Origin of the sequence: Staphylococcus nepalensis (genome assembly GCF_002442935.1) — a bacterium.
GTDB classification, from domain to species: domain Bacteria; phylum Bacillota; class Bacilli; order Staphylococcales; family Staphylococcaceae; genus Staphylococcus; species Staphylococcus nepalensis.
This window is the reverse complement of record NZ_CP017466.1, coordinates 1914624-1939560: the sequence shown is the minus strand read 5'-3', so window position 1 is coordinate 1939560 and position 24937 is coordinate 1914624. Positions and strand designations below refer to the sequence as shown.

At 32.3% G+C, this 24937-nt stretch carries 41 protein-coding genes and 2 pseudogenes; 36 read left to right on the top strand and 7 right to left on the bottom strand.

The window, feature by feature from the left end; genetic code table 11:
• The first annotated feature begins 6 nt into the window (after positions 1-6).
• Both coaBC and priA read left to right on the top strand, forming a co-directional pair.
• A complete protein-coding gene (coaBC, locus tag BJG89_RS09235) occupies positions 7-1209 on the top strand; it encodes a bifunctional phosphopantothenoylcysteine decarboxylase/phosphopantothenate--cysteine ligase CoaBC (protein WP_096810310.1) in 1203 nt (400 codons plus the stop codon).
• A gap of 1 nt (position 1210) precedes the next feature.
• A complete protein-coding gene (priA, locus tag BJG89_RS09230) occupies positions 1211-3619 on the top strand; it encodes a primosomal protein N' (RefSeq protein WP_096810308.1) in 2409 nt (802 codons plus the stop codon).
• Between the two features lie 89 nt (positions 3620-3708).
• On the opposite strand, the pseudogene BJG89_RS09225 reads toward priA, so the two are convergent.
• From BJG89_RS09225 to BJG89_RS09205, 5 genes and pseudogenes are all read right to left on the bottom strand, one after another.
• Positions 3709-4913: pseudogene (locus BJG89_RS09225) on the bottom strand (tyrosine-type recombinase/integrase).
• 268 nt (positions 4914-5181) lie between these two features.
• Positions 5182-6129: a hypothetical protein gene (locus BJG89_RS09215; protein WP_096810306.1), complete on the bottom strand. Its 948-nt coding sequence runs from the start codon at positions 6127-6129 to the stop codon at positions 5182-5184.
• Positions 6130-6311: 182 nt separating this feature from the next.
• Positions 6312-6482, bottom strand: coding sequence for a hypothetical protein (locus BJG89_RS14495; RefSeq protein WP_157772553.1), 171 nt, complete (start codon positions 6480-6482; stop codon positions 6312-6314).
• A gap of 443 nt (positions 6483-6925) precedes the next feature.
• Positions 6926-7705, bottom strand: coding sequence for an Ltp family lipoprotein (locus BJG89_RS09210; protein WP_096810304.1), 780 nt, complete (start codon positions 7703-7705; stop codon positions 6926-6928).
• A 277-nt stretch (positions 7706-7982) separates the two neighbouring features.
• On the bottom strand, positions 7983-8729 hold the full coding sequence (locus BJG89_RS09205) for an XRE family transcriptional regulator (RefSeq protein ID WP_096810301.1): 747 nt from the start codon (positions 8727-8729) through the stop codon (positions 7983-7985).
• A gap of 164 nt (positions 8730-8893) precedes the next feature.
• On the opposite strand from BJG89_RS09205, the gene BJG89_RS09200 reads away from it, so the two are divergent.
• From BJG89_RS09200 to BJG89_RS09190, 3 genes are read left to right on the top strand one after another with little or no spacing between them, the layout of a single operon-like run.
• Positions 8894-9142: a DUF739 family protein gene (locus BJG89_RS09200; protein ID WP_096810299.1), complete on the top strand. Its 249-nt coding sequence runs from the start codon at positions 8894-8896 to the stop codon at positions 9140-9142.
• 12 nt (positions 9143-9154) lie between these two features.
• On the top strand, positions 9155-9916 hold the full coding sequence (locus BJG89_RS09195; protein ID WP_096810297.1) for a Rha family transcriptional regulator: 762 nt from the start codon (positions 9155-9157) through the stop codon (positions 9914-9916).
• A gap of 11 nt (positions 9917-9927) precedes the next feature.
• Complete coding sequence (locus BJG89_RS09190) at positions 9928-10179, top strand: Thoeris anti-defense Tad2 family protein (RefSeq protein ID WP_096810295.1); 252 nt, start codon at positions 9928-9930, stop codon at positions 10177-10179.
• On the opposite strand, the gene BJG89_RS09185 is transcribed toward BJG89_RS09190, so the two are convergent.
• Positions 10168-10479: a hypothetical protein gene (locus tag BJG89_RS09185; RefSeq protein WP_096810293.1), complete on the bottom strand. Its 312-nt coding sequence runs from the start codon at positions 10477-10479 to the stop codon at positions 10168-10170. The two genes, BJG89_RS09190 and BJG89_RS09185, sit on opposite strands and share 12 nt — an antisense overlap.
• Before the next feature lie 89 nt (positions 10480-10568).
• On the opposite strand from BJG89_RS09185, the gene BJG89_RS09180 reads away from it, so the two are divergent.
• From BJG89_RS09180 to BJG89_RS09165, 5 genes are all read left to right on the top strand, one after another.
• Positions 10569-10832 carry a helix-turn-helix domain-containing protein gene (locus BJG89_RS09180; protein WP_096810291.1) on the top strand — a complete coding sequence of 88 codons (264 nt, stop codon included), beginning with the start codon at positions 10569-10571 and terminating at the stop codon, positions 10830-10832.
• 12 nt (positions 10833-10844) lie between these two features.
• A complete protein-coding gene (locus BJG89_RS14490; RefSeq protein ID WP_157772552.1) occupies positions 10845-11021 on the top strand; it encodes a hypothetical protein in 177 nt (58 codons plus the stop codon).
• 61 nt (positions 11022-11082) lie between these two features.
• Entirely contained in the window at positions 11083-11343 is a 261-nt protein-coding gene (locus BJG89_RS09175) for a DUF2483 family protein (protein ID WP_096810289.1), read from the top strand.
• Complete coding sequence (locus tag BJG89_RS09170) at positions 11336-12103, top strand: ATP-binding protein (RefSeq protein ID WP_096810287.1); 768 nt, start codon at positions 11336-11338, stop codon at positions 12101-12103. Before BJG89_RS09175 ends, BJG89_RS09170 begins: the two co-directional genes overlap by 8 nt.
• Before the next feature lie 13 nt (positions 12104-12116).
• On the top strand, positions 12117-12311 hold the full coding sequence (locus tag BJG89_RS09165) for a hypothetical protein (protein WP_096810285.1): 195 nt from the start codon (positions 12117-12119) through the stop codon (positions 12309-12311).
• Here the strand turns inward: BJG89_RS09165 and BJG89_RS14815 are convergent.
• Positions 12298-12678, bottom strand: a pseudogene (locus BJG89_RS14815) (DUF2513 domain-containing protein). The gene BJG89_RS09165 and the pseudogene BJG89_RS14815 sit on opposite strands and share 14 nt — an antisense overlap.
• Positions 12679-12755: 77 nt before the next feature.
• Here BJG89_RS14815 and BJG89_RS09150 point away from each other — a divergent pair.
• The 26 genes from BJG89_RS09150 (at position 12756) to BJG89_RS09025 (ending at position 24937) form a co-directional block, all read left to right on the top strand.
• Positions 12756-13310, top strand: coding sequence for a single-stranded DNA-binding protein (locus tag BJG89_RS09150; protein WP_096810281.1), 555 nt, complete (start codon positions 12756-12758; stop codon positions 13308-13310).
• 11 nt (positions 13311-13321) lie between these two features.
• The gene (locus BJG89_RS09145) at positions 13322-13999 is read left to right on the top strand and encodes a putative HNHc nuclease (protein WP_096810279.1); all 678 of its coding nucleotides are present in this window, start codon (positions 13322-13324) and stop codon (positions 13997-13999) included.
• Positions 13986-14741, top strand: a complete 756-nt coding sequence (locus tag BJG89_RS09140; protein ID WP_096810277.1) for a helix-turn-helix domain-containing protein — start codon at positions 13986-13988, stop codon at positions 14739-14741. Before BJG89_RS09145 ends, BJG89_RS09140 begins: the two co-directional genes overlap by 14 nt.
• 10 nt (positions 14742-14751) lie before the next feature.
• On the top strand, positions 14752-15525 hold the full coding sequence (locus BJG89_RS09135; protein ID WP_096810275.1) for an ATP-binding protein: 774 nt from the start codon (positions 14752-14754) through the stop codon (positions 15523-15525).
• Positions 15519-15692, top strand: a complete 174-nt coding sequence (locus tag BJG89_RS14590; RefSeq protein WP_096810273.1) for a hypothetical protein — start codon at positions 15519-15521, stop codon at positions 15690-15692. Before BJG89_RS09135 ends, BJG89_RS14590 begins: the two co-directional genes overlap by 7 nt.
• Positions 15693-15905: a hypothetical protein gene (locus BJG89_RS09125; RefSeq protein ID WP_096810271.1), complete on the top strand. Its 213-nt coding sequence runs from the start codon at positions 15693-15695 to the stop codon at positions 15903-15905.
• 11 nt (positions 15906-15916) lie between these two features.
• Positions 15917-16321 carry a DUF1064 domain-containing protein gene (locus BJG89_RS09120; protein WP_096810269.1) on the top strand — a complete coding sequence of 135 codons (405 nt, stop codon included), beginning with the start codon at positions 15917-15919 and terminating at the stop codon, positions 16319-16321.
• A 4-nt stretch (positions 16322-16325) separates the two neighbouring features.
• The gene (locus BJG89_RS09115) at positions 16326-16523 is read left to right on the top strand and encodes a hypothetical protein (protein WP_096810267.1); all 198 of its coding nucleotides are present in this window, start codon (positions 16326-16328) and stop codon (positions 16521-16523) included.
• Positions 16524-16533: 10 nt separating this feature from the next.
• Positions 16534-16881 carry an SA1788 family PVL leukocidin-associated protein gene (locus tag BJG89_RS09110; RefSeq protein ID WP_096810265.1) on the top strand — a complete coding sequence of 116 codons (348 nt, stop codon included), beginning with the start codon at positions 16534-16536 and terminating at the stop codon, positions 16879-16881.
• The gene (locus BJG89_RS09105) at positions 16882-17424 is read left to right on the top strand and encodes a DUF3310 domain-containing protein (protein WP_232514169.1); all 543 of its coding nucleotides are present in this window, start codon (positions 16882-16884) and stop codon (positions 17422-17424) included. It abuts the gene before it with no gap.
• The gene (locus tag BJG89_RS09100) at positions 17425-17730 is read left to right on the top strand and encodes a DUF1140 family protein (RefSeq protein WP_046466073.1); all 306 of its coding nucleotides are present in this window, start codon (positions 17425-17427) and stop codon (positions 17728-17730) included.
• The gene (locus tag BJG89_RS09095; RefSeq protein ID WP_096810263.1) at positions 17727-17933 is read left to right on the top strand and encodes a hypothetical protein; all 207 of its coding nucleotides are present in this window, start codon (positions 17727-17729) and stop codon (positions 17931-17933) included. Before BJG89_RS09100 ends, BJG89_RS09095 begins: the two co-directional genes overlap by 4 nt.
• On the top strand, positions 17920-18309 hold the full coding sequence (locus BJG89_RS09090; RefSeq protein WP_096810261.1) for an SET domain-containing protein: 390 nt from the start codon (positions 17920-17922) through the stop codon (positions 18307-18309). The genes BJG89_RS09095 and BJG89_RS09090 overlap by 14 nt, the downstream gene beginning before the upstream one ends.
• Before the next feature lie 92 nt (positions 18310-18401).
• On the top strand, positions 18402-18782 hold the full coding sequence (locus BJG89_RS09085) for a YopX family protein (RefSeq protein WP_096810259.1): 381 nt from the start codon (positions 18402-18404) through the stop codon (positions 18780-18782).
• A 6-nt stretch (positions 18783-18788) separates the two neighbouring features.
• A complete protein-coding gene (locus BJG89_RS09080; RefSeq protein WP_096810256.1) occupies positions 18789-19067 on the top strand; it encodes a hypothetical protein in 279 nt (92 codons plus the stop codon).
• Positions 19068-19211, top strand: a complete 144-nt coding sequence (locus BJG89_RS14485; protein WP_157772551.1) for a hypothetical protein — start codon at positions 19068-19070, stop codon at positions 19209-19211.
• A complete protein-coding gene (locus tag BJG89_RS09075) occupies positions 19201-19431 on the top strand; it encodes a hypothetical protein (RefSeq protein WP_096810254.1) in 231 nt (76 codons plus the stop codon). Before BJG89_RS14485 ends, BJG89_RS09075 begins: the two co-directional genes overlap by 11 nt.
• A gap of 100 nt (positions 19432-19531) precedes the next feature.
• Positions 19532-20008, top strand: a complete 477-nt coding sequence (locus BJG89_RS09070) for a dUTP diphosphatase (protein WP_232514229.1) — start codon at positions 19532-19534, stop codon at positions 20006-20008.
• A 36-nt stretch (positions 20009-20044) separates the two neighbouring features.
• The gene (locus BJG89_RS09065; RefSeq protein WP_096810249.1) at positions 20045-20248 is read left to right on the top strand and encodes a hypothetical protein; all 204 of its coding nucleotides are present in this window, start codon (positions 20045-20047) and stop codon (positions 20246-20248) included.
• A gap of 49 nt (positions 20249-20297) precedes the next feature.
• A complete protein-coding gene (locus tag BJG89_RS09060) occupies positions 20298-20531 on the top strand; it encodes a hypothetical protein (RefSeq protein WP_096810248.1) in 234 nt (77 codons plus the stop codon).
• The gene (locus BJG89_RS09055; protein WP_096810246.1) at positions 20532-20786 is read left to right on the top strand and encodes a DUF1381 domain-containing protein; all 255 of its coding nucleotides are present in this window, start codon (positions 20532-20534) and stop codon (positions 20784-20786) included.
• A 233-nt stretch (positions 20787-21019) separates the two neighbouring features.
• Positions 21020-21154 (top strand): transcriptional activator RinB, encoded by a 135-nt coding sequence (gene rinB, locus BJG89_RS09045; RefSeq protein ID WP_096810241.1) that lies wholly within the window; start codon positions 21020-21022, stop codon positions 21152-21154.
• Positions 21155-21475: 321 nt separating this feature from the next.
• Entirely contained in the window at positions 21476-21961 is a 486-nt protein-coding gene (locus BJG89_RS09040) for a hypothetical protein (protein ID WP_096810240.1), read from the top strand.
• A gap of 557 nt (positions 21962-22518) precedes the next feature.
• Positions 22519-22845, top strand: coding sequence for an HNH endonuclease (locus BJG89_RS09035; RefSeq protein ID WP_046100353.1), 327 nt, complete (start codon positions 22519-22521; stop codon positions 22843-22845).
• Between the two features lie 99 nt (positions 22846-22944).
• Positions 22945-23253 (top strand): P27 family phage terminase small subunit, encoded by a 309-nt coding sequence (locus tag BJG89_RS09030; RefSeq protein ID WP_017722721.1) that lies wholly within the window; start codon positions 22945-22947, stop codon positions 23251-23253.
• Positions 23243-24937 (top strand): terminase large subunit, encoded by a 1695-nt coding sequence (locus BJG89_RS09025; RefSeq protein ID WP_017722722.1) that lies wholly within the window; start codon positions 23243-23245, stop codon positions 24935-24937. The genes BJG89_RS09030 and BJG89_RS09025 overlap by 11 nt, the downstream gene beginning before the upstream one ends.

Below are 24937 nucleotides of genomic sequence, written 5' to 3'. Positions count from 1 at the left end.
ACTACGATGAAAAATATATTACTTGCTGTAACTGGTGGTATCGCTGCATATAAAGCAATAGATTTAACAAGTAAATTAACACAAGCTGATTATGATGTCAGAGTTATGTTAACAGATCACGCACAAGAATTTGTAACGCCTTTAGCTTTTCAAGCTATAGGAAGAAATCCTGTTTATACAAATACTTTTATAGAACAAAACCCTGAGGAAATTCAACATGTGGCTCTAGGAGATTGGGCAGACGCTATTGTCGTGGCACCTGCAACTGCCAATACAATAGCAAAATTAGCAAACGGCATCGCAGATGATATGGTGACATCTACCATACTAGCTACAGAGACGCCTAAATTTATTGCACCAGCAATGAATGTTCATATGTATGAAAATAAAAGAACACAACATAATTTAGCTACTTTAAGTGCTGATGGTTATTATTTCTTAGAACCTGGCGAAGGCTTCTTAGCTTGTGGTTATGTAGCTAAAGGAAGAATGGAAGAACCATTGCAGATCTTAGAAAGATTAAACCAATATTTTAATAATGATCTACCGAATAAAAGAAATAGTAAATTTAAGGGCGTCCATGCGATAGTAACAGCTGGTCCGACTATTGAAGAATTAGACCCAGTTCGCTATTTATCCAATCGTTCTTCAGGTAAAATGGGCTATGCTTTAGCAGAATCATTATCAAAAAGAGGCGCTAAAGTTACACTTATATCCGGTCCAACACATCTAGACGCTCCTAAAAATGTAGAGCTTATACCAATAGAAAGTGCTCAACAAATGTTTGAAGCGGTTAAATTACGATTTGATAGTACGGATATTGTATTTAAATCTGCAGCAGTATCTGATTATGCGCCAGCTGAAATGTTAGATCATAAACTAAAAAAACAAGCAGGGGACTTAACGGTAACATTTAAAAGAACGCCCGATATTTTAAAATATCTTGGAGAAAATAAGCATAAACAATTTTTAGTTGGTTTTGCAGCAGAAACTCAAAATATTGAAACATATGCTCAAAAAAAATTAAAAAGTAAAAATGTCGATGTCATCATAGCCAATAATGTCGGAGATCGAACGATTGGGTTTAGTTCAGATGATAACGCTTATACAATGTATTATAAAAACGGCAAGGCGGTAGAATTAGGGAAACATAAGAAAGTCATATTAGCGGAGCATATATTGGACAGTTTAGAAACAAGGTGGCAATAAAATGATAGCAAAAGTAATTGTGGATATACCTTCTAAAAGTGTTGATTTTACGTTTGATTATATCATTCCACAAACATTCCAATCGATGATAGATATTGGTATGCGCGTGATTGTCCCTTTTGGGCCAAGAACAATTCAAGGCTATGTAATGAATATAACAGATCAATCAGATGCGAGTATGGACATATCAAAATTAAAAGAAGTTAAAGAAATTCAAGATATCAAACCAGAATTGACGAAAGAATTAATTGAACTGACAGACTGGTATCATACGTATTTTGTTACAAAACGAATTTCAATGTTAGAGGTTATGCTTCCAAGCGCTATCAAAGCTAAATATACCAAGGTATTTGCTATTAAAGACGCTACAGATATACCCAATACATTGTTGCAACGATTCAATGCTGAAGGTCATTATGCATATAAAGAAGCTCAAAAAAATGAAGATCTAACAACTATTGCGCCATTTTTAAAGCAAGGAGCAATTACTGAAAAAACACTATTATCTCAATCTTTAAATAAAAAGAAACAACGTGCTGTGCATATTGTTGAAGGTTTCGATTACGATATGGTATTAGGTTCTTTAGAAAAGTCTAAAAAACAATATGAGCTATATGCCTATTTAATGGATGAAAATCACCATGTCGTGTTATTAAAACAATTAGAAGAAATGGGTTTTTCAAAGTCGAGTATAGATACGTTATCACGGAAAGGCTTTATTGAAAAATATGACACTACTATAGAACGCGATCCCTTTGCGACACGTGTGTTTGAGCAAGATGAGAAACAATCACTGACTAATGAACAACAACAAGCGTATGAAACAATCATAGATACAATTAACAAAAAAGAACAACGGACATTTTTATTACATGGCGTGACTGGTTCTGGAAAGACAGAAGTCTATTTACAAACAATCGAAACCGTACTAAAGCAAGGTAGGCAAGCAATGATGTTAGTACCTGAAATTGCACTCACACCACAAATGGTATTAAGATTTAAACGTAGATTCGGTGATGAAGTAGCTGTTTTACATTCAGGTTTATCCAAGGGTGAACGTTATGATGAATGGCAAAAAATTAGAGATGGTAAAGCAAGCGTGAGCGTTGGCGCGCGTTCAAGTGTATTTGCACCATTTAAAGATTTAGGCATGATTATCATTGACGAAGAGCACGAATCTTCATATAAACAAGAGGATTATCCAAGGTATCATGCTAGAGACATCGCGCAATGGCGAAGTCAATATCATCAGTGTCCATTAATTTTAGGTAGTGCGACGCCTAGTTTAGAATCATTTGCTCGTGCAGATAAAGGTGTTTATGAACTTTTATCGTTACCAAATAGAGTGAATCAACAAGCCTTACCAGAAGTTAAAATTGTAGATATGAGAGCAGAGCTCACTTCAGGCAATCGTTCTATGTTCTCAGAAGGGTTGCGTAGTGCGATTCAAGATAGATTAGATAAAAAAGAACAAGTTGTTTTATTTTTAAATAGACGTGGCTATGCTTCATTTATGCTGTGTCGTGATTGTGGTCATGTCCCTCAATGTCCTAATTGTGATATTTCGTTAACTTACCATAAATCGACTGACCAATTAAAATGTCATTATTGTGGTCATCAAGAAGTTCCACCTAATAAATGTCCAAACTGTGAAAGTGAACATATTAGACAAGTCGGTACTGGGACGCAAAGAGTGGAAGAGTTGTTACAAGAAAATTTTGAAACAGCCAAGATTATTCGTATGGATGTGGATACGACTTCTAGAAAAGGGGCGCATGAACGATTGTTAGATGACTTTGGTTCAGGTAAAGGCGATATTTTATTAGGCACACAAATGATTGCTAAAGGATTGGATTTTCCTAATATTACATTAGTCGGAGTGTTAAACGCAGATACTATGTTAAACTTGCCAGATTTCAGAGCAAGTGAACGTACGTATCAATTATTAACACAAGTTTCAGGGCGTGCGGGTCGTCATGAAAAAGAAGGTGAAGTCATCATTCAAACTTACAACCCAGAGCATTATGCAATCAAAGATGTTCAAGATAACGACTACACATCATTTTTTGAAAAAGAGATGAATTACAGAAAATTAGGTAAGTATCCGCCATACTTCTTTTTAATTAATTTTACGATTGCCCACAAAGATATGAAGAAAGTTATGGAAGCATCTAAGCACATCCATAAAATTCTGTTACAACATTTAACAGATAAAGCGTTAGTATTAGGTCCATCTCCGGCGGCACTATCGCGGATTAACAATGAATATCGTTTCCAAATACTAATTAAATATAAAAGCGAACCTGCTTTACATGAAGCATTAACATATTTAGATGACTATTATCATGATCAATATTTAAAAGATAAATTATCACTTAAGATAGATATCAACCCTCAAATGATGATGTAGAATGTTATTGTAAGTGGCTTAATTGCAGTGTTTATAAGAGTTTGCTAGGTTGTTAAAAATTAACTAAGGGCAGAAAAAGGGCAGATAGTTTAACTTGGGATGTTTTCTAATTTCTCAGTTAACTGTTTGTCCATTTTTCTGTTACATGAGTGTATATTTGAATAGTGGTTTTTTCGTCTGTATGACCAACTCTTTTCATAATTGCTTTTAACGAAACATTCATTTCAACTAATAAACTAATATGTGTGTGTCTAAAAGTATGTGATGTGACTTTTTTGCCTATTTTTAATGATTCTGCAGCATCTGCTAACTGTTTATTAATTTTATGGGTATACATGGGGTTGCCAGTTCTTGTTGTAAATAGGAATCCTCGATTTATATAACTATCATTCCATTGCGATAGTTTTTTGTTTTCTAATATAACTTTCTTTAAAATATTTATAGAACGTTGATTTATTGCAATTTGTCTTTTAGAACCTTTTGTTTTTGTGGTATCTTTATAACCATACCCATTTTCATATTTAAGCCAATGTATCGTCCCATTAATATGAACCATTCTATTTTTTAAATCTATATCGTTTTCTTGTAATGCTTGAAGTTCTCCAATTCTCATGCCTGTTAATGCTTGCAATTCTATTATGCTAGCAACTAAAAAATTCAATCTTTTATCTGAGTGTTTTTTGTTTAATATGAAATCGCGTATTTGTATGACTTGTTCCATTTCTAAATAGTTATACATTTTTTGTTCTTCTTTTTCTATATCTTCAAGCGTTTTAGCTTTTTTAGGTATGTCAATATCGTCTAAAATATGTTTGTTTGTATAACTGTAATATTTTGTTGCGTAATTTAAAGCTCTTTTTAGATCATTTAATTGACGTCTTATTTGATTTTCTGAAAAATTTTCAGAAAGTTTATTTATAAGATTTTGAGCAAATTTTGAATCCAGTTTTATTAAAAGTACAGTCTTATCTAGATATTTTTTAATATTTCTAATTCTTACTTCTAAATTATTTAAAGTAGTGAGTTTTAGGCCTGATGTTTTTTTATGGTATGCAAACCATTCATCTAATAAATCATGAATGGTTAATCTATCTAATTTATTATTGTAATTATCAGCTAGCTTAGCGTCTATTTTAGCGTCTAATTGAAACATAGCTTCTTTCTGTGAAGTTTTAGTGTCTTTGTTCATTACAACGCTAACTCTACGCCATTTATTTGTATACGGGTCTTTATACTTCTCGTAGTAACGGTATTTAGTCTTGCCTGTTTTATCTTTAAATTTTTCGTTCCACATTGAGCATTCCTCCTAAAAAAGATAAAAATATATACCCATAGAAAAAAACTATGGGAAAGTGATTATTCTATAGGTATATGTTATAATTAAATAAAAAGTGGGTGAAATAATGTATATAAACTTTACTGATAAAGAAATAGCATACATTAAAGAATCTGTAAAAAATTACACTAATGAATTTGATATATATGATGATGAACAAATTGTGAAAAAAGAAGTTTACGAGTCAATAATGGCTAAAATAAAGACTAATTACGATGAAACATATTTATTCACTCTCATCAACTGATTCATTGTAGGTGATTAATATTTTTTGATTACTCTCTACAATATCTTTAAGTGTGTTTAATAAAAAATCACAATCTGCTTTTGCTACAGCTCCAATTTGTGAATGGTTAATAATATTTCTCATACTATATGCAACTTCAACCCTCTTTTTAGTCCTATAATTAACTTTGCCTTCTTGTTTTAAATCTTCTAATAATTGATTGTACATAGTAGAATCAGAATCTTTATGTTTGATATTATTTGCTTTTTTTAATTTTATAAGGAAAGTTTCTATTGCAACTGCAAATGTAGCGGCAGCAGGTAAATATAATTCTCTCTTATATGCTTCCAAGCCTTGATTTATCTGATATGAAAAAGTATCATCTTGTACTAAAGTTTTCATATTTTCTAAGTCTAAATGATTAAAAGGCGAAACTTCCTTATGATCTTTATTTTTCATTCTTGTTTGAGATGATTCTATGAAATTACCGTAATCATATTCAGCTCTTTTTCTTCCTGCATTTTCAAAATTTTCTATTTTATATTCTTTGATTTTATCGAAAGGATATGAACCTTTACCATAGAGCTTTTCTATGAAATATAAATTATTTGTTTTGTCGATTATATTTAAAGTATCTAACACATATTCCTCGCTTCTCCGTATATAATTAATGAAGTCTCGAGATAACTCTTCTCTATTTTCGTCACTATAATCATATTCAAAATCCATATTATTTTGATTCGAGATAACTATTACTTTAGGATATTCAAAAAAACTGTCGTTTAATAAAATAACAGATAATATATAATTATCCTTTTTCATAAAAGGAAAAGCTTCAGGGGTGTTTTCATATTGATAAACAAATCTATTATTTACGACGTTTCTATAACCTTTTAAAAAGCTATTCAAGTAAGTATTAGCTATTTCATTAGAATTAGTATTTTCCATTATACATGCTCCTTAATTTTCTTGATTATAAGTGGTTAAATTTTAACTATAAAAAAATAAAAATATATAGGGCAGAGATGACTGCCCATGTTTATTCTATAGACGACGTGGTATTATGTTTATAGAAAGCCCATTACTTGGGCCTCAATCTCCTTAAAGCACCCTATGGGGTGCTTTTTTATTTAATCACTTTGTTCTAATCTATCTAATTTGAATGCAAGTTCTTTCAATTCCTTTTTAATCATACGATATGGCGTGGAAGTTTGAACACTATGTACAAATTCTTTGCCACTAACTGTTTTAACTGTATAAGTAACTATACTATCATTTGATGCAGTTTTAATTATTTCCAAAATATCCTTCCTTCAAATTTGTAAATGCTTTAACCTTCTTCTAATTCAATACTATCAATGTCTTCATCAATTTCGGACTTAATAAGTCTATAAAGTAGGATAGCAATAGCTCCTACAATAAAATAATTTTTAAATTTTCCCATATTAATTCTCCTTAATTTAAGTTATTAAAGCTAAAACTATAACGACGAGAGCAAAACTATCCATATGATTATTTTGTGTAAATTAATTGCTTTATTGTTTTATAATTCCCGTTATTAAAATGATTCCCAAAATCAAAAGTACTAACAAAGTTATCTTATCGCTTCTCTTCATTAACGCCCTCCCTAATTACTAAGAGTGTTTTTCATATTAATATAGCTAAAACTATAACTAAGAAACAAATTGTTAAAGCTATTTTATCTTTGGTTTTGATAGTTAACTTCCTTTATAAATATAAATTATTAATCTTCTAGATGATCGACAGCGTATTTAGCTTCATCAGGAGTGAATTTATCACCAGCATCTGAAGTAAGTTGAGAGTAAATTTCATCGTCAGACATATCCATCATGTCTAAATAATTTTCAGCAGATTTCAAAGCGTTCTCATTATAATCTGCTTCTAGATTATCGACAGCGTATTGTGCCGCATCTTCTGGATATTTGTCACCTGCTGAAGAAGTTAATTGGTCGTAAATAGCATCTTTAGACATGTGCATTGTATCAGCATATGTTTTAGCTGAACCTAATGCAGCTTTTGCTTCGCGGTTTGGTTTATTTTCGTTCGTATCTTGTTTAGCTGCAGGTTCTTTTGTATCTTTTTCTATTTCCGATCCTTTATTGACATCATTTTGTACACTTGTCTTTTTAGAAGATTCATCTTTTTTATCTTCTTTATCATTATTATTTTCAAGTTCTTTAATTTCTTTTTTTAAGTCCTTATTTTCTGCGTTTACATTCTTTAATTCTTTCTTTAAATCGTTATTGGCCTGGTTTTTTTGATTGGAGGAGTTATTAACTTTCTCCCCATCGTTATTTCCAAGACTACTCAAATAAACTATTACAAATAAGCAAGTAATCACAACTCTTATCCATAATTTCCACTTTTTGAATCCCCACATTAAAGCTAAACCCACAGGGTAAATAAATATAAGTGCTAAAATAACTAATAAACTTCGTTCGTACCATTTTGGTTTTTTAGTTGAGTTTTCCATACTATCGAAAGTTTTAAAATCATTATTCATTATAAATTCTCCTAATAATATATTTATGTTATAAAAACATATTAATTATTAGTGTACATAAAATATATTATGAATTGTAGTAGGTATAGAAAAATCTTTTTTAACATTTTACACAATATTCAGAATGATATACATATTATTAAAAATGTAGTTTATTTATTTAATTCACATATACTTTTATCCTGAACAATATATTTAATTGCACACGTGTACAAAGACACGTGTATTGTTTCGATATAGTATTTTTTGTTAATTTTGTAAATTTATAGTTAAAAAATTAGAGGATAACTCTGCCTGCAAATCTTACATCAGAATCCCCATAAAAATTCATATCTCCATATTTAGGGTTTAAAGAGACTAACCTTATGTGATCTTGGTATATAAATACCTTTTTAACATATGCTTCTCCATCTACAACGAATACACCTAATTGCCCGCTATTAATACTTGTATTTTCTTCTACAAATATAATTTCTTTGTGTTCAAAAAGTGGTTCCATAGAATCACCATTAATTTGTAAAGCAAAATCGTGAGGCGGAACAACACCGGCAGGGTAGTTAACTATAAACTTTATATCATCTACTAAAGTTTCACCGGTGCCTGCTGACACGTAACCATTTACAGTTACTTCTTCAGTCTTAGAATCTTTATAAGATTGTAGATAAATAATATTCTCGCCTTGTTGTTGTACTGAGTAATGATGTTTTGCGTATGCTAAAACGCGTTTTTGCCTTTTTTCTTCTAATTTACTCGAGACTTCATTTATTTGAGTTAGAGTGGGTTTAGTTACGTCTCTTTGTTCGTCAGACACACGTTCTTTTGAAACGTCATATCCCATAAGCCATGCTTCATTAACATTCAAATACTTTGCTAATATATATATTTTATCTTGCTTAGCTTCATATTTACCTTTTAAATAATCGCTGATTGAATTTCTTCCTATACCAGTTAATTTTGATAGCTCAGATTGATTTAAGTTTTTATTTTGCATTGCAAATTTTAATCTATCCTTAAAACTGTTCATATTTCTGAACACCTCCTATAATCATACTACTATTAACTAAGGCAATTATCAATGATTTTTAACGATTTTTGTACATAAAACTGTATTTTTATTGTTGACGAATTCTAACAAAGATGATTTAATTAGAAATGTACAGAAAACCGAACAAGATTGGAGGCGACTTTATGGATGAGTTATATACGTTTAGTTATCGTTTATTATATGAAAAAATGAAAGACTATAGATATTCTCAAAATAGTTTGGCAAACAAAATTCCTATGTCACGTACATCGTTAAATCAAAAATTGAATGGTAAAGGAATGTTCACTCAATGGGAAATAAAAAGAATATCAGAGATATTAGAAATTCCACCAACAAAATTAGGGAAATATTTTTTTGATGATAATGTACAGAAAACCGTACAAAAAATTTAAGGAGGTAATTAAATGCAAGACTTATTAACGATCAATATCGAAAACAATTCAGAACTTGGACCGGTGGTTTCAAGTAGGACTGTAGCAAATGAATTAGGAAGAACTCATAAAAACGTGCTTAGAGATTTGGAACAAGTTGTAGAAAGCTCAAATGTGAGCTCTCTAATTATACCAAACTCTTACAAGGTGTCAGGACAAAATAGAAGTTATAAAGAATACCTTTTAACTAAAGACGGTTTCACTTTATACATGTTCAACATTCAAGGCCATAACGATTTCAAAATGGCTTATATTAATAAATTTAATGAAATGGAAGAAGAGCTTAAACAACAATATCAAGTACCTCAAACACCAATGCAAGCACTTGAAATGATGTTTAGTGTTCAAAAAGAACAAGAACAATTCAACAAACGTATTGAAACGGAAGTTACAGGCATTCGTAATATTGTTGGTATTGAAACAAAGAATTGGAGAAACGACACTAACAAAATTTTGGGTGCAATTGCTCAACACTTAGGTGGAGGAGATAAACATAAATCAATTCGTACAGAAGCATACAAATTATTAGAAGAAAAAGGGCGTTGCAAGTTAGATCAGCGATTAAATAATCGTAGAGCGAAAATGTTATCTAAAGGTGCCACTAAATCACAAATTAACAAATTATCTAAATTAGATGTAATTAATGATGAACCAAGATTAATTGAAATTTATATCTCAGTAATTAAGAACATGGCAATCAAATACGGTGTAGATATTAGCCAATTCGAAATATAGGAGGAAACGGAATGAACATTCAAGAAGCAACTAAGTTAGCTATGGAAAAAGGAAAGCCTATTTATAGAGAAGCATGGGAGGCAGATGACTTTAGCGTTGCTGTTCGATTACTGCCAACAAATGAATTTGGATATATAACAGTTTCCAATCAAAACAAAGACTTCATACCATTATGGCAACCAATGGCAGAAGACTTGCTGGCTAATGATTGGTCGATACATTCAAATAAAACACGCAAATTTTTAAAAACCTTATTCACTTAATGTTTTTCGGAAATTTTCAAATGTATCAATAGTAATATTTTGATAGTAGTAAAGTAATTCATCACTTAACTTAAATTGTATGATTTTGTTACTTGCTACAAATGGAACTATCAAATTATTCTCTTCTGAACTTAATGTTTCTAATGATTTGTAGAAGTCTGATTCTTTATAAAGTTTGAAATGGTTGTTATATACATCAGAACTATTCAAAAACCTATTATCAATTTTTTCGTTTAAATTATGTTCGTCATAGTAAACGAAGAACAGTTTAATGATAAAAAGTTTTATATTATTTTCCAAGACTAACACCCCCTTTGCACACGGATAAATTAATTGTACCAAACATTATTGCACGACCGAATAGTAAATTTTAAAAGGAGAGATAGACAATGCCAAAAATAATAACGCCACCAACATCAGAAAATACTTTAACAGGTAATGAAGTATTCGTTAAACCTTTATATGCAAGAGCTACAAATATTCATAAACTTTTTGATTTTAGCCAAGCCACAACTTACAACATCTTAAATGACTATAAAAAGGACGATAAAGGGATTAAAGATTTATACATTAGTTATTCAGCAACTATGTGCTTAATCGACATTGAGAAGTTTATTGAATTTTTGAAAACAAGACATAAAAAACATTTATAAGGAGAGATAAGCATGAGGATGTTTTTAACAATATTAACAATGCCAGTCATCACATTAGTTGTTGCTTTAGCAGTACAAGAGTTTTTCTTAGGCATTACGTTATCAGTATTACTAAGTTTCTTATCATATCTGTGTTGGGACTGGTTCCTTAACACAATAAAAAAGACTGAAAGCAAGGGAAGTTGCTAACAGTCAAACGATTTACAAAATATACAACTTTAATATACACGGAATAGAGGTGTTTCGTCAAATGGCGGAAGAATATGAAACAAAAGAAGTAGCCTATCTAGTCAAAGAGCAAGACGGAAAACGTAGATATATAACAAATAAGCCTAATCATCCAGAAGATGCTACTTACAACATTCAGCGAAGAAATGCTAGGCGTTTAACAGGATTAGAAGAAATAAACATTCAATGGGATGAACATCTTATTGAAACAGAAACTACAGTGACAAAAAAATATTATAAAACATACAGTGTAGATCAATTGAAGGAGGTACAAGATGACTGAAGAACAAGATATTCTTAGTAAATTGCATATTCAAGATATAAGCGAAAAGAATGCTAATAAATTCTATAAATTTGCTATCTACGGAAAGTTCGGGACAGGCAAAACGACATTTCTTACAAAAGATAAAAATGCGCTTGTGTTAGATATTAATGAAGACGGAACCACAGTGTCAGAAGATGGTGCAGTTGTATCAATAAGAAATTACCAACACTTTATTTACATTATTAAATCATTACCACAGGTCATAGAAGCTTTGAGAGCTAATGGCAAACACATAGATGTAGTCGTAATTGAAACGTTACAAAAACTACGTGATATGACTATGGATGATGTAATGAAAGGTTCAAGTAGAAAGCCAACATTTAATGATTGGGGCGAAGCAGCTAAACGTATTGTAAGTATGTATAGATTAGTTGCTAAGTTTCAAGAACAATATCAATTTCATTTTGCGGTATCTGGACACGAAGGTATTAACAAAGAGAAAAACGATGACGGGGCAATAATCAATCCGATTGTCACATTAGAAGCACAAGATCAGATACGTAAGGCAGTGCTTTCTCAAAGTGATGTATTAGCAAGAATGTTAATAGAAAACTATGAAGAAGGTGGAGAAAAGAAATATCAGTATGTATTAAACGCAGAACCTTCAGAAACATTTGAAACGAAAATTAGACATTCACCAAACATAACTATAACTAATAAAAGATTTATAAATCCAAGTATTAACGACGTAGTAGAAGCAATTAGAAACGGAAACTAAAGGAGAGGTAAATATGAATAATAATAAAAAAGTCATCTATTACTACTACGATGAAGAAAGTAATAGACGACCAATAGATTTTCAATTTAACGAAGGCTACGAATTAATGTCGCAAAGTTATTTGATTAACGGAATGTTAGAAGAAAACTTAACTCTTAAAAATAACTTTTATGCCTTAGTTGATGGATTTGAATTTAAATTAGACTGAATTTTTTTGCTAGGTATTGAAATGCTAATTTGCTCATAAGAGTTATCGATATATTAGTGCCCTTACTTGCAATATCTTTAACTTTCGACCAAGTTTCATTATCTCTAACGTTATCTAAAAATTCATGACCAGACCAAGTAATATTTCCAACTTAAACTACTGAAAGGGAATTACTCCGTTCTGTTACAGCAACTTTCAAAAAATCGGCTTGTTTTAACTTGAGTAATGAGTATTCAATGTCTTCGTAAGAATACTTTTCATTAACGGCTAAGTTATGTAAATCAGATATACGTAAATCCTTTTTATAAGTTTTTATTTCTTCTATCTCAAGAAGTAAGTCACGAACGCACTCAAAATTTAATTTCATTAAGTTTCACCCCTTTCTAAAACAAACTAAATAAATTGTATCAATAAATATTTTAAACAAAAAGGAGCAATTCAATTATGAAAATCACAGGTCAAACACAATTCACGAAAGAAACTAATCAAGAAAAATTTTATAACGGCACAACAGGTTTTCAAGCTGGGGAGTTCACTGTAAAAGTTAAAAAAATAGAATTAAATGATAGAGAAAACAGATATTTCACAATCGTATTTGAAAATGACGAAGGTAAACAATATAAACACAATCAGTTCGTACCACCATATAAATATGATTTCCAAGAAAAACAACTCATAGAGTTATTAACACGTTTAGGTATTAAATTAAACTTACCAAGCTTAGATTTTGACACTGAAGAATTAGTTAACAAATTTTGCCATTTAGTACTGAAGTGGAAATTTAATGAAAATGAAGGTAAATATTTTACAGACTTTTCTTATATTAAACCTTATAAACAAGGTGATGAGATTGTTAATAAACCAATTCCAAAAGACGAAAAAATGAAGTCTGAAGAAAATGGTACGAACAACCAAAAAGAATCGTTAAATAGTGAATCTAATCCTTTCGCAAATGCTAACGGACCTATAGATATTAGTGATGATGATTTACCTTTCTAGGACGTGATTAAATGCAACAAATTACAAGATACCAAATGGATAACGACGGTACTTACTCCGTCGTTGCCACTGGTGTTGAATTAGAAAATACCCATACAGAATTAATAGATAACAGTTGTATAGTATATGCAGATGTGACTGTACCAGATAATAAATTAATTTCTACTGACCAACGAAAAAAGATATTCGCATTGTGTAGAGATATTGAATTGCATTGGGGCGAACCAGTAGAAGCTTCAAGGCAGCTATTCCAATCAGAATTAGCTATGACAAACGGATATGAACGGATAAGTTTAAGAAATTGTAGTAAGAAAATAGCCAGTGAATTAATCGAATTAATCATAGCGTTCATGTTTCACCATCAAATACCTATGAGAGTTGAAACAAGCGAACTATTGCAAAGTGATAAAGCAATGTTGTACTGGGCGACAGTCAACCGTAATTGTGTGATATGTGGCAAGCCTGGTAGTGATTTAGCACATTATCAAACCGTAGGTAGTGGACGAAATAGAAACAAGATAAATCATACAAATAATAAAGTATTAGACTTATGTAGATACCACCATTCTGAGCAACACCAAATAGGCATGAACACATTTAATCGTAAATACCACTTACAAGATAGTTGGGTGGATGTAGACGAAAAACTAAATAAGATGTTGAGAGGTGAGAAACATGGCGACATTTAGAGCGATAAAAGAAAGTGGAAATTTTGTAACTGTCCATAAAAACTTTATCCATGATAATAATCTTACATTTAAAGCGAAAGGAATCTTGCTTTATTTATTAAGTAGACCAGATGACTGGCAAATATATGAGTCTGAAATACTTAAGCATACTAGAGACGGCAAAGATAGTTTGAAATCCGGTATTAAGGAGTTAGAAGAAGTAGGTTACGTAGCAAGAACTAGGAAACGTAATGACAAAGGACATCTTAATGGATACGAATACTTAGTTTACGAGCATCCTATCCAGAACGGAAATTCCTACCTAGGAAAATCCGACGACGGAAAATCCAACATCGGAGAATCCAACGTCGGAAAAACCGTTAACGGAGAATCCGTCACTACTAATAATAATAGAACTAATAATGATTTAACTAATAATAACAATACTAATAATGATAGTAATACTAGCGCAACTGACGTTACGCGTGAACGTTTTGAGGAATGGTGGAAACTTTATGATAAAAAGCTAGATAAGAAAAAAGCATTTAGCTTATTTAAATCAGCGCTTAAACAAGATGGTTATGAAACCATCATGGACGGTACTAGAGAGTATCTAAAGACTATAACTAATAAACAGTATCAAAAGTACCCTAAAACATTTTTGAGCCAAGAAAGCTATATGAATGACTTTACAGAGGAAACACAACCTACAGGACAAGACCAACTAGAACGTATGAAGTACGACCCTAGTTATTGGGATTAGGAGTGATTAAATGAAAAAAATGTTAAGCCCTAAAATAACGGAAACACTTAAGCAATATGAAGCTAACGATGTAGAGAAAGGACTGTATTGTGAAAAGTGTGGTAACAGATATGATCTGCACACATTCAGTAGTGGTTATGAATACCGTGATGGTTGCGAGTGTAGCATGATTGCAGCAGGCAAAGAAGCAGAGAAAAGACGTAAGCAGAAAGCAATCAATAGTATATTTAATCAATCTAATGTTAATTACTCATTACAAGAAGTCACAGTGAATAATTATCAACCACAGAACCAATCACAAACAGATGCTAAACAAACAGCTATAGAGTACGTCAAAACGTTTTCTATAGATAAACCTAAGTCATTAATCATGCAAGGCTCATACGGTACTGGTAAATCGCATCTAGCCTATGCTATAGCGAAAGCAATTAAGGCACAAGGTTATTCTGTAGCATTTATGCACATACCAATGTTAATGGATCGTATCAAAGCTACTTACAATAAAAATGCAGATGAAACGACAGACGAGTTAGTCAAATTACTTAGCAGCATAGACTTGCTTGTATTAGACGATATAGGTGTTGAGAACACAGAACATACATTAAATAAACTATTTAGCATAGTTGATAACAGAGTAGGTAAAAACAACATTTTCACTACCAACTTTAGTGATAAAGAGTTAAATCAAAATATGAATTGGCAACGTATCAATTCACGTATGAAACATAATTCACGCCAAGTGAGAGTACTTGGTGATGACTACAGGGAGAGAGACGCATGGTAAAAACAATTCAATATGTAAAAGACTTTTTAGAAGCGCCTAATTTAAGTGATATGTACGCACAGAAGTTCATAGATGGTGCGCACGGAGACGAAACAATGTTAGATGAATTATTGTTCGCAGAGAAAGCAAAACGTGCTACAACAGACGCTATTCGTGAGGTGTGTTAAATGGGATTAAGTACAGAATATAGACTAAAACAAAGCAACAGTAATGTAACTATTGATGTTATCCCATTAGATAATAATAGAAACCGTGTATTTGGATTGCATAAGCATTTCGATATAGATGAATACATTGTAAGTGACGAGAGATTAGAAGCAATCAAGCGCACATTCCGATTAGAACGTGCAAATCAAACAAGCATATTTGATTACATGTAGGAGTGAACAGCATGAGTAAATATAATGCGAAGAAAGTTGAATATAAAGGTATCGTGTTCGACAGCAAAGTTGAATGTAGATATTACCAGCATTTAGAACGACAAAAAGAACATGGGTTAATAGATTATATCGAACTGCAACCTAGATATGAGTTAATTCCTAAGAATGGTAAACAACGTAAAACAGAATATGTCGCTGATTTTGCATTGTGGCATAAAGGCAAACTGGTGGAAGTCATAGACGTTAAAGGTATGCCAACAGATGTTGCTAGATATAAAGCGAAACACTTTAGATATAAATATCCAGACATACCGTTGATATGGGTATGTGAAGCACCTAAATATACGGGTCAAACATGGATAACATACGAAGAATTGAAAAAGGTAAGAAGTGAACGCAAGAAAGCTAAGAGGTGATTGCATGAGAGAAGAAACATTCAAAATTAAGTACACAATCGAATATGAAAGGCAGTATACATTTCCTGCGTATGTAGATGAACCAGATGAAGATATAGAACATAGAATGTCGAGTCATATGTTGACTAATTTAGACGAGTATACAGACACAGACTTATTCAAAGACATTAACGAAGTAGAAATAACAGATAGAGGATTTTGAGGTGGAATAAATGGAAACACTACTTGTTAAAGGCAAAACATATCACATTATGGGTGAAAACCTTAAGTGTATGAACGAGAATGGTTTAAGTAAAAACTATGTAAGTAAAAGATTGCTTTATGGTTGGACGTTACATGAAGCTTGTAAAGCAGCCAAACACGTTCGCTTAAGTGAATATAGAGACATACAAAGACTTGAACAATTAAAAAATTCAAAAATGAAGAATGCACAAATAAAGAAAGCGAAACATAGAGACGAGCATCCTTGGTTATACGACGGAACACCACAAGTACATCCACGTTGTAAATATGTATCTGATTTAATGAAATACGATGCATTTCCTAAGGCGGTGCGTTAAATGAAGATAAGAGACTTGAATATAAATGATTACGTCATTGTGTATGACTTAGGCAAGAGTGAGTATAGCGAAGGAATGACGGTAGTGGGGAGAGTATTAGCAAGATCTTTAGATTATGCCTGCATTAAAACAGCAACTGATGACATATATATCATTTCTTATAATAACTACTTTGATTTGTGGAGTGACTATATAGAGAGTAAGACGGAGAGCGTGAGCACGCCTAATCCAGGTAAGATATATAGTTACAGTAATTCAACAGTTGGCCCAAATGAAGAAATTATATCTCACAGCCAATCCAACGACGTGCAACAACGTAAGCGTAAAGACACAGTAAATCACCCATCACATTATAACTACGGTGATATAGAAGTGATTGATTTTATAGAACAAGTCACGCAACATTACAATCCAAACGTAGCTTATCACATTGGCAATGCTATTAAGTATCTTGCACGCAGTCCGCACAAGAATGGTAAAGAAGATGTGGAAAAAGCTAAATGGTATATCGAGCGTGCCTTTGAGAATTGGGATGTGAAGTAAATGACACCTAACGACATACTACTAAAAAATTCTGACTTGATTGTTAAATCATTATTTCAAAGAGCTGATAGAACATATAAACAATTCTTGAAATATAGTAACACAAGTTATGAGGCAGAAGTTGGTACAAGTAGATACTGGAAAGCAGTGGCTGCCGCTGAACAGACGCAGAGAGAAATAAAAGGATTAATTGAACAACTTAAAGCAATGGATGAATATACACAGTGGAGTGAGAAGTTACACCAAGACAGATATAAATTTATTGAGAAGTACGACATTGTAATGGAGAAATATAAATTATCATGATCCTATCGGACACTATCAAAACTAAATACAAAATTGATACTAAAGGCAAAAATACTGTCGAAATGGCAAAGTTACTAAGAGATTGGGGAGTTAAAGGATTCTTATACTCGATTAATCCACGTAGCATTGTCATGGCAGTGTTACCAGAGGACAAGGAACATAACAAGAAAGTAATGGAGGGGATTAAGAATGGTAAAGATTAAGCAGAAAAAAACGATGAACTTACCACAGTTGATTGAGTGGGGATTTAATAATCCAAATTTGGTAAAAGGAAAGTTATTTTTAACAAAAGAACATGATGAATATAGTCCTTATGTGCAATTTTCAGTCGATGGTTATGGAGTTAGAACAAGTCAATCTATATCTAATGACGACACTTTCAAAGTTGAAGTCGAGGAAGAAATTACGGAAGATACAGTGATAGATGAAATGCTAACTATCTATAAAAATGGTGTAACTCATATAACTAACGATAAAAGCTTGAATTATTTAGATAAAACTAACTTAAAGTCTGCATACACAATGGGTGATGATTTAAGACTAATACTAATCTGGCGTGACGGAAAGCTGGTGGAGTAGATGGTAGACATAGTATCAAGTGGGACTGTGATTATCATATTCATTATATGCTTTATGGTTATGACTAAAGGTGAGTAGAGGAGTGATGGTAGATGATACCGAAATTTAGAGAATGGGATGCAGAAAGAGAAGACATTATGCCAGGTAAAGGTATGAGTTACGGAACGAGGGAAGATTCCGACGACGCATTCCTAATTAGGTTTGACCACATGGAAGACTTAGCCCTTGTTAACAATGATGGTTCGATAGATAGAGTTGTAATGATGTCCACAGGACTTAAAGACAAGAACGGTGTGGAGATATTTGAGGGGGATATAATCGATTGCTATACAGAAGGGTTATCAACAGTTAAGTTCGAACACGGATGTTTCGGATTAGTATGTTATGGCTACTTTGAAGGTTTTGAAAATGTATTAGGAAAATTAGAAATTATAGGTAATCAATTTGAACACCCATATTTACTAGAGGAGTGATGGCGAGTGAGAATAGAATTTAAAAGAGATAGAGTATCAATGTCTGAAAATGAATATAGACAAGTAATGAACGAACTTAACCAATACAAAAAAGCTTATCAGCACTGTGTAGATGACTTAATCGTCTTGCGTGCGAATAACAAACGGTTGGAACGAGAGAACGCAGAACAACTCGCATTACTGAAACAGTTTAGAAAACTCATAGATTATAAATTATCACTGCATCAAGGCAGTTCGATGTATAGAGAGTATCGAAGTAAGTTAGATCAGTTAGGGGTTAAGTAGATGAAAGATGAAATAGAACTAACAGTTACACAACCAGCCACTGAATTACAGATAACAAAAGACAGTAGTATACAAGCGATACCACTTAGTAATGAGGCGTATGAGAAAGCGGTAAAAGGAGAAGGTGTAGACGATGAAAGATAGAGAGTATAAAGACGCTTGGCAGACGTTGAAGGTGGAGATGTTGGAATCTTATGCAAACTATGAAGGACAGAAACGCATAAATAAGAATATGGGATTTTATAAAATTTTAGAGGGTGCGCAAATCAGTTTAGCTCCAGTATTAGAAGATATGGACAAACTAGACGGCACAAACGAATTCAGCAACTTACTAAACGATTTGGAGGACAAACAAAATGATTGAACCAAAAAATACAAAATTAGGAAAAGACAACTACGCTATCTTACAGGGATATGAAAATACCCAATCACTACAAATCAAACTACTAAGCGACAACGCAACAATGCCAGAACGTCATCATGATACAGACGCTGGTTATGACATATATGCAGCTGAAACAGTGATACTTGAACCACAACAGAAAGCATTAGTTGCTACTGATCTAGCAGTGAATATACCTAAAGGCTATGTGGGATTACTTACAAGCAGAAGTGGTGTGAGTAGCAAGACACATCTTGTAGTTGAAACAGGAAAGATTGATGCAGGCTTTCAAGGTCATATGAAGATTAATATTAAGAATGACTTTATACCAATTAAAAAAAGAAAGAAAACCGAGGCGTACTTTAATGTTGAAGGTAAAGGAGTTCTAGATTTAAAGAGTGATAAGAAATACAAACTTCGAACATACCAAATCAACAAAGGCGACCGACTAGCACAGTTAGTCATCGTGCCAATATGGACACCAGAGTTAGAACCAGTTAAGGAGTTTAGTAATGAAACAACAAGAGGAGATAAAGGATTCGGAAGTACAGGATACTAAAGACATACTACAAAAAGTTAAAGAGGTGCTAGGTAAATGAATGAATTTGAACAGCCTACTATAAAAATATTAAAAAGATTGTTTGAAGGTAAAAATGAAACCAATATTCACATCTCTAATTTAAATCATGTAAATTATGAGGTTATTGAAACAATTACGAATTTTAAATTATCAGATACACATACGAGGAACGAACATTTTAGAAACGTAGTGACTTTGAAATTTAAAAAGAAATATTAAAGACATACTTGAACGTGTACGAATAATCTTAGGCAAGGAGTGAGTGTGGATGACTAGAATAAGAACAAATAAACAGGAATTAGTAATTAATTTTCAAAATGATCTAATTATTACTAAGTACGGATTGAATATAAATAATAACCAAAACGAAGAAGGCAAAATGACTTACGCAATGAATCTGAACATGAATGTATTACCTATAAAACCTTGGCTTATAAGAAACGTGAAAACAAATTTAAAACGCACATATATCTTAATTAAATATTATTGGAGATTGAAATAAATGACCCAATACCTAGTACGCAAAATACACCACACAACAGATGAAGTGTTCCTGGATGCAACTAAGGCTAAGGAGAATGAAACGTTTATTGTGGTGGATGCAGAGAGTGCAGAAGAAGCTAAGGAGAGAGTGAAGGATAAGAAGCAATGTCCTAGATGTGAAAGTTGGAATACTGATTATGAAAAATACATTTCCTTCTTATGTCATAACTGTGATGGAACATATGTGGATATATTAAGAAAGGGCAGTGAGTAATTTGGAAATAGGTAAATACTATTATGTAGTTGTTAACAATGAGAACAGAATGTTTATGGAAGAAGTAGTGGTATATGGTGATAATCATACGGAAAGGTCTGTAACGACCACACTGGAAACCGAAAGAGCTGAATTGTTCGATAGTTACAAACATGCTAAAGAGTTAGCCGATACTTATGGGTTCAAGGTTAAGAAAATTAGAGCAGACATTTTAGGATTGGGGAGTCGGTAATATGAAACACATACTCAAACCATTATTAATTATATTTCTATACGAACTAAGTAAAGCAATCACATACGAGATCATTGTTAGGAAACAAGCAAACGATATGGTGGATGTGCCGAGGGATTATGAGGTGAGTAAGTAATGTTCTGGATAATAGCAATTACATTAGCAATCATGTTAATTGTATCTATCATAGCTAACTGCATACAAAGTGATGTGATATCTAAACTTAGATATGAGAAGGCACACTTGAAGAATTATATTCAGGCATATATTAATAAGAAGTAGGTGTATGTAATGATTAATGTACTAATAAATTCACAGCCAATTGTTCCTGCTTATATATCACTTCTATATTATCAATACGATAAAGGGTGTTATATGACTATGAAGGAATTAATAGCAATGGCTGAAATATAAGATGTAATAAATAGATTAGTTAAACAGTAACTGGAGGTAAGTCATGTATACTGCAGAACAAATAGAGGAAATGATATATGAATATCATTGGAGAAAGAATGTACTACTTGAAGAAGGTTATGAGTTAGATAGTAACTCTACTGCTCAGTATGGTGTTGAGTCTACTATGCCTAAAGCTCAAGGTGGAACGAGCGATAAAGTATTAGATATCGTGACACGTAATGATGTAATCTATAGAATATTGTATAAGCATCTTGAAGTAGTAAGCTTTATTGATAAATACGAACATCATATAGACAATGATAAGAATCTAAATATACTTTATGAAATTAAGAAAGGAAAGAGACCTACAGAAATTAAGAAGATAATGAATATAGGTAGAACAAACTTTGAAAGTCGTATGACAGATATCGTGAATGTGTATCTTAATGAGCAAGATAAACACAATAAACACAATCAACAGGATAAGCACAATCAACAGGATAAACACAATCAACAGGATAAACACAATCAACGCTATCAACACTAATTAGTAATCATCATTAGTATTTTATATAATATATTTATAGCGATAATGCTAGAATACAAATGGTACTAACAATTATAAATAATCAATACTATATTATATCGAGACACATCACATTGAGTGGTGTGTCTTTCTTTATGCGTATAGAACAAGGAAGTGAAGGGATGAAGATTGTAGTAGTGTATGGAGCACCAATGAGTGGCAAGACTACATATGTTCGTAATGCTATGACTGAGTATGATTTAGTGTTTGACTATGACGCACTCACACATGCAATGACTAGCACAAAGTATCAACAACACAATGATAATGCACATACATTAGTTATGAGTATGAGAGATAAGATGATTGATCATGCTAAGCAATCAGATAACGGTGTGTTATATATCGTTACTACATTCCTTTCATATAAGTTAATGAGTGAGGTAGATACACACTTTAATACTCAGTACAAACGAATGGATACATCATTAGATGAATGCAAGCGAAGACTAAGCATTAGTGATAGACACAATAAGCAACACGTTATGCAAGTGATACATGAATGGTATGGCAAGTATATATACAACAAAGGATTAATAGATAGTGATGAACTAACAAAGGAAACCAAGAGGTTATATAAGTCTAAAGACTGGCATACATTGAGACACATGGCATTAGAAAGAGACAATCATTTGTGTCAAATGTGTTTAAGAAAACATAGATATACAGATGCTGACTTAGTTCATCATATGATTTATGTTAAAAGTGATTTTCAAAAAGCGCTAGATTTAGATAATCTCATGTGCGTTTGTTCGAAGTGTCACAATAGAATTCATGCAAAAGATGAAGAAAAAGTTTTTACAACAGAAAATGTAGAAAGAAAAGTGCGAACGATAAAACTTTGATGCCCCCTGGTTTTTGTTTTGAGAAAAAGAAATAAAGAGACCGCGGACAGTTTCGTCGTTCGCAACGCAAATAACTTTTCATGAAAGGGGGGGTAAAGGTTGGAATTAACAAAAAAGCAATTAGTCAGTTATATCGATGGTTATCAAACTTCAGATGATATCTTAATAGATCTCTATTTAGAGACTTATAAATTTTATTGTCGATTAAGAGATGAACTCGAAGAATCTCAGCTTATGTATGAACATACGAATAAAGCAGGCGCTACGAATTTAGTTAAAAACCCATTAAGTATTGAATTAACGAAAACGGTTCAAACGCTAAATAATTTATTAAAGTCATTAGGATTAACTGCAGCACAAAGAGAAAAAATAGTTGAATCAGAGGAGGACGGTTTTGGTGACTATTAAAGTATTGAATAAACCTTCACCTAAATTGCTCACCACATGGTATGCGCAACAAGTCGTTAGAGGTAATATTACGGCGAATGAATACGTTAGAAAAGAATGCCAAAGGCATTTAAACTACCTCAAAAATGACAATCATCGGTGGGAATTTGATGAAGAAAAAGGACATAAACCTATAAGGTTTATTGAAAAGTTCTGTAAACCTTCTAAAGGCGAATACGGACAACTCATATTACAACCATGGCAACATTTTATTATTGGTTCTTTGTTTGGTTGGGTAGATAAAGAAACACGTTTACGACGCTTTAAAGAAGGCGTCGTTTTTGTTGGGCGTAAAAATGGTAAAACGACTTTGATATCAGGTTTAACAACTTATGGTGCTTCAGAAGATGGCGAACCTGGGGCAGATGTTGTTCTACTAGCTAATGGTATGAAACAAGCTCGATTATTATTTGATGAATCAACCAAGATGATAAAAGCTTCGCCTAAATTAAATAAAAATTTCAGACCAAGAAGAGATGCCATATATTACGATAAAACAAATTCGAAAATTGAACCCCAAGCAGCAGATAGTGAGAAGTTAGATGGTTTAAATACACATATTGGCGTGTTTGATGAAATCCATGAATACAAAGATTATAAATTAATTTCTGTTATAAAAAACTCTCGACAATCAAGAAAGCAGCCTTTACTAGTTTATATTACAACGGCGGGTTATCAGTTAGATGGTCCTTTAGTTGATATGGTTGGTGCTGGTGAAGATACTTTAAATGGTGTGGTTGAAGATGAACGTACTTTTTATTTCTTAGCTTCTTTAGATAAAGAAGATGATTTAGATAATCCAGAAAATTGGGCGAAAGCAAATCCCAATTTGGGTGTATCAATTGATTTAGAAACGATGAAAGAGGATTGGGAAAAAGCGAAGCGCGTTCCAGCGGAACGTGGGGATTTTATAACGAAACGCTTTAATATATTTGCGAACGATGATGAAATGAGTTTCTTAGACTATGAAACACTTAAGAAAAATAATAAAGTCATTGATTTAGAAGAACTCAAAGGGAAACCTTGTACGATTGGTTATGATTTATCTGAAACACAAGATTTCACTGCGGCTTGCGCTACTTTTGCCTTAGATGATGGTAATATAGCGGTTATTTCACATTCATGGGTACCAGAAGAGCGCGTTAAATACGCCAATGAAAAAATACCCTTTAGAGAATGGCAAGAGGAAGGTTATTTAACAATAACACCCGGACAATATGTTGATTACCAACAAGTTTATGATTGGATTACAGAAATGAATCAATATTATCCTGTGGAAAAAATAACGTATGACCGTGCGAATGCTTTTAAACTCAATCAAGAATTAAAAAATTATGGTTTTGAAACAGAAGAAACAAGACAAGGCGCGATTACTTTAAGTCCAGCTTTAAAAGACCTAAATGAGTTGTTTTTAGATGGCAAAGTTATTTTTAATAATAACCCAATGATGCGCTGGTATATCAATAATGTTCAATTAACTAAAGATCGTAATGATAATTGGTTACCAACGAAACAAAATCGCTATCGTAAAATTGATGGTTTTGCAGCGTTATTAAATACTTACACTGACATTATGAATAAAGTGGTTACAGACGCAGGTAATGGCAATATTGAGTTTATTAGTATGAAAGAACTACTGAGTTAG